At 52.6% G+C, this 2,862-nt stretch carries 4 protein-coding genes; all 4 read right to left on the minus strand.

The genetic code is table 11. The annotated features are described in order from the left end of the window. Positions 1-228: 228 nt before the first annotated feature. On the minus strand, positions 229-1,227 hold the full coding sequence (locus B5F35_RS17855) for a nucleotidyl transferase AbiEii/AbiGii toxin family protein (protein WP_087243005.1): 999 nt from the start codon (positions 1,225-1,227) through the stop codon (positions 229-231). Further along, a complete protein-coding gene (locus tag B5F35_RS17860; RefSeq protein WP_087243007.1) occupies positions 1,220-1,840 on the minus strand; it encodes a DUF6088 family protein in 621 nt (206 codons plus the stop codon). The genes B5F35_RS17855 and B5F35_RS17860 overlap by 8 nt, the downstream gene beginning before the upstream one ends. Positions 1,841-1,969: 129 nt before the next feature. After that, positions 1,970-2,383 carry a dUTP diphosphatase gene (locus tag B5F35_RS17865; RefSeq protein ID WP_087243009.1) on the minus strand — a complete coding sequence of 138 codons (414 nt, stop codon included), beginning with the start codon at positions 2,381-2,383 and terminating at the stop codon, positions 1,970-1,972. Further along, positions 2,380-2,862: FAD-dependent thymidylate synthase (locus B5F35_RS17870; protein ID WP_087243011.1), on the minus strand; the 483-nt coding region annotated here is incomplete at its 5' end. The genes B5F35_RS17865 and B5F35_RS17870, both read right to left, overlap by 4 nt.

Consider the following 2,862-nt stretch of genomic DNA (forward strand, 5'->3'; position numbering starts at 1 on the left):
TCGATGAAGGCAATCCGAATCCTACCGCCTTAAACGAATTTATCGCAGAGGCAAAGAAGCTGGATTCCAAAGCGATGTCCTACATCCTCGGTATTATGAAAGAACTGAACAGCAAAAAGTAGAAGCAGTCGGCACGATGAGGCAGGCTGCTTTCTTTATCCATAAGTATTTCCATTTGCTGTTTTAACATACAGCCATAAGAAAAGGCCGCAAATGCGGCCTTTTCCGTTATAATGCGTGGATTTCCTTCTCCAGTTCTCCAACGGCGTCCATCATGGTTTCAAAAGATGGAATCTCCCCATAGAGCATATTCCGCATGGCAGAGTAATCCTCCTGCAGCGCACCCAGGCGATATGACGGAGGAAGCAGCTTTAAGGTGGCCGGAACAGCCTCCGGGTAGCGCGCCCAGGCCCGCGGATAAAACTTCATCTTGAAATCGACCACTTTCTGCAGCAGGTCCAGCCGTTCAAACGCTTTTTCCTTCACAGGCGATTTCGCCATACAGTAAAGGTCATAATAATGGCGGGAATACCGCTGGGGCATGGAAAGATGTTCAGGCCGGTTGGCCTCATGGTGGAGGATCGTCGCCTTTTCCCAGAAAGTCCGCTCCGGCGCCACCGTCAGGACAGGAACCTCTTTCTGCTTGAATAACTGCGGGTACTGTTCCGCAGCATACGGTACAATATCCACCAGCTCTGCCGGTGTCCAAGCTGCCAGCGCCCCAATCTCCAATCGAATCACCTGTAAGGTAGAGGCATCGGTAAACAGGTTTGGATAAGCAAAGATCACTGTCTGTTTATCTTCCTCATCTATGTAAAGATTGGCCGGAAGGCCCAATTCAACAGAAAGTCCTTCCCGGACCTGCGGGCAGAAGGTTTCTGCCAGGAAAACCTCGGCCTTTCGGTTCGCCTCTTTATTAAAGGCATCCTGCTTGGTGTTCGAGCGTTTTTCCCAGGGTTCATTGACACCATACCCCAGGACACGCCAATCCAAAATCAGATCAATGTCCTCGGAAAACCGGCTGATAAGGTGATACCCTTTGGATAAGCTGGTTCCGCCCTTAAATGTGACCGCCTTTCTCCACGGAGAGCGGTGGAACAGGTAATCCAGCGTCAGGCATACCCAAAAATCCTTTTCCACAATGGCATCGTGAAGGCCGGTTTTTGCTGCGGTGTTATGAAACAGCTCCCGCCGGTCATCAGCCGGAAGTCTGGCAATCTCAATCATTTTCTCTTTCTCCTTTGCAGATCTCTTTAATCACAGTGTAAATCCAATCCGTCGCTTCGGCTCCTTCTGCAAGGAGCGCCGCCTTTTCATCTTCATTCAGCCTGCGGGAAAGCACCCGTATGGTTTTTTCATCCACATGTTCTTTTCCCAGGGTCTTTAACGCCTGGATCACCAGGATCGTCATAGGCGACAGGCCCGTGACCTCCTTGTTGGTCCGGTGCTTAAATTCAATCTTTGTCTTATCCCATTCATAGGTTTTATATGGCCCGTCGCTGATATAGGACCATACTGCCGTTACCTGGGTAGACAGCCCCAGCATATTTAATGCGGTATCTCCACAGGGAGCGATGGTCCAATGATAGCATCTCGCCAGTGCTTTGGCAACCGCATCCGGGTCCGCCGCCACATATTCCCCAAGGAGCTTGCTGTATTTCGGCTTTTCAAAAACGCCTTTCAAAATACGCCGGAGCGTCCCAGCCTGCACAAGCCGGTTCAGGTTCCTGCGTATGGTTTCGCTGTCCGCCACATTCGCAAAATCGGAAACAATAAAAATCGTGCCGTCAGGAGCCGCACCAATGCGGTTTTGAATCTCTTTCGCATAACCATTTGCCATGCGTATCGCCTCCTTTTGTCCCGTTTATTATATATTATTCGGGACAAAAAAGCAATAGACCTGTCCCTTTTCCTAAAGGGTTTCCAAGAAAAGACCTCTTTATACATCATAGCAAAGCAAAGGATGATATTATTTCCCCGTGCTGCCAAAAGCGCCCGCGCCGCGTTGTCCGCCCAGGTCATTCACGAAATCCGCGATCACCACAGGCATGATGATAAGCTGCCCGATCCGGGAATCTTTCGCAAGCGTTTGAGTTTCATTTCCCACATTGCTGACAATGGCGTGGATCTCGCCCCGGTAGCCGGAATCCACAGGGGGCAGCTCACAGACCACCCCTTTTGCTGCCAGGCTGCTCCTGGGGAACACATAGGCGGCGTAACCGTCCGGCACCTCCAGGCCAAAGCCCAGCGGGATTTTAGCAATCCCGCCAGGCTCCAGGGTACAGTCAAAAGGCATATAGACATCCGCCCCGGCGTCATTGGCGTGAGAACGGAGGGGACGGTGGTTCTCCGGCAGCCCAAAATCAATGATTTTGATTTTCACAGGCCGCCTCCTTCCAGTGCCGCGGGATAGTCCTGGCGCAGCAGGGCAAGAGGCAGCGCCCCTTTCTCGCACGGACAGCCACAGGACATGCCTTTTTCCCGGCAGCCCTCCCGCTGGCAGAAGGGGCCGGTAAGCTCCGGGCTGAACAGTTCCGGGTCCAGCGCATACAGGTCCGTCCATATTTTCAGCAGGACAAAGCGTGTTTCATCCGTGTTGCGGCGGCAAGTCCGCTGACCGATCATGTGCTTCCACTGATAAGGCGTGGCGCTGATAATCAGCACATTGCGAAGGCTCTGCGGGGCAAGATACCCCGCGGCGTCCCTGGAAATCCCGCAGGCGCCTATATCCGCATAATGCTCCATGGCAGCCTGGCACTTTTTCAGGTAGAAGTCATGCACCCACTGGCTTGCCGTCAGGATCTCATAAGGCACCACAAAATCAGCCTGCCCCGCATAATTGCTGTACTGCAAAGAGGCGCT

Origin of the sequence: Anaeromassilibacillus sp. An200 (assembly GCF_002160025.1) — a bacterium.
In the GTDB taxonomy this organism is placed as follows: domain Bacteria; phylum Bacillota; class Clostridia; order Oscillospirales; family Acutalibacteraceae; genus Caccousia; species Caccousia stercoris.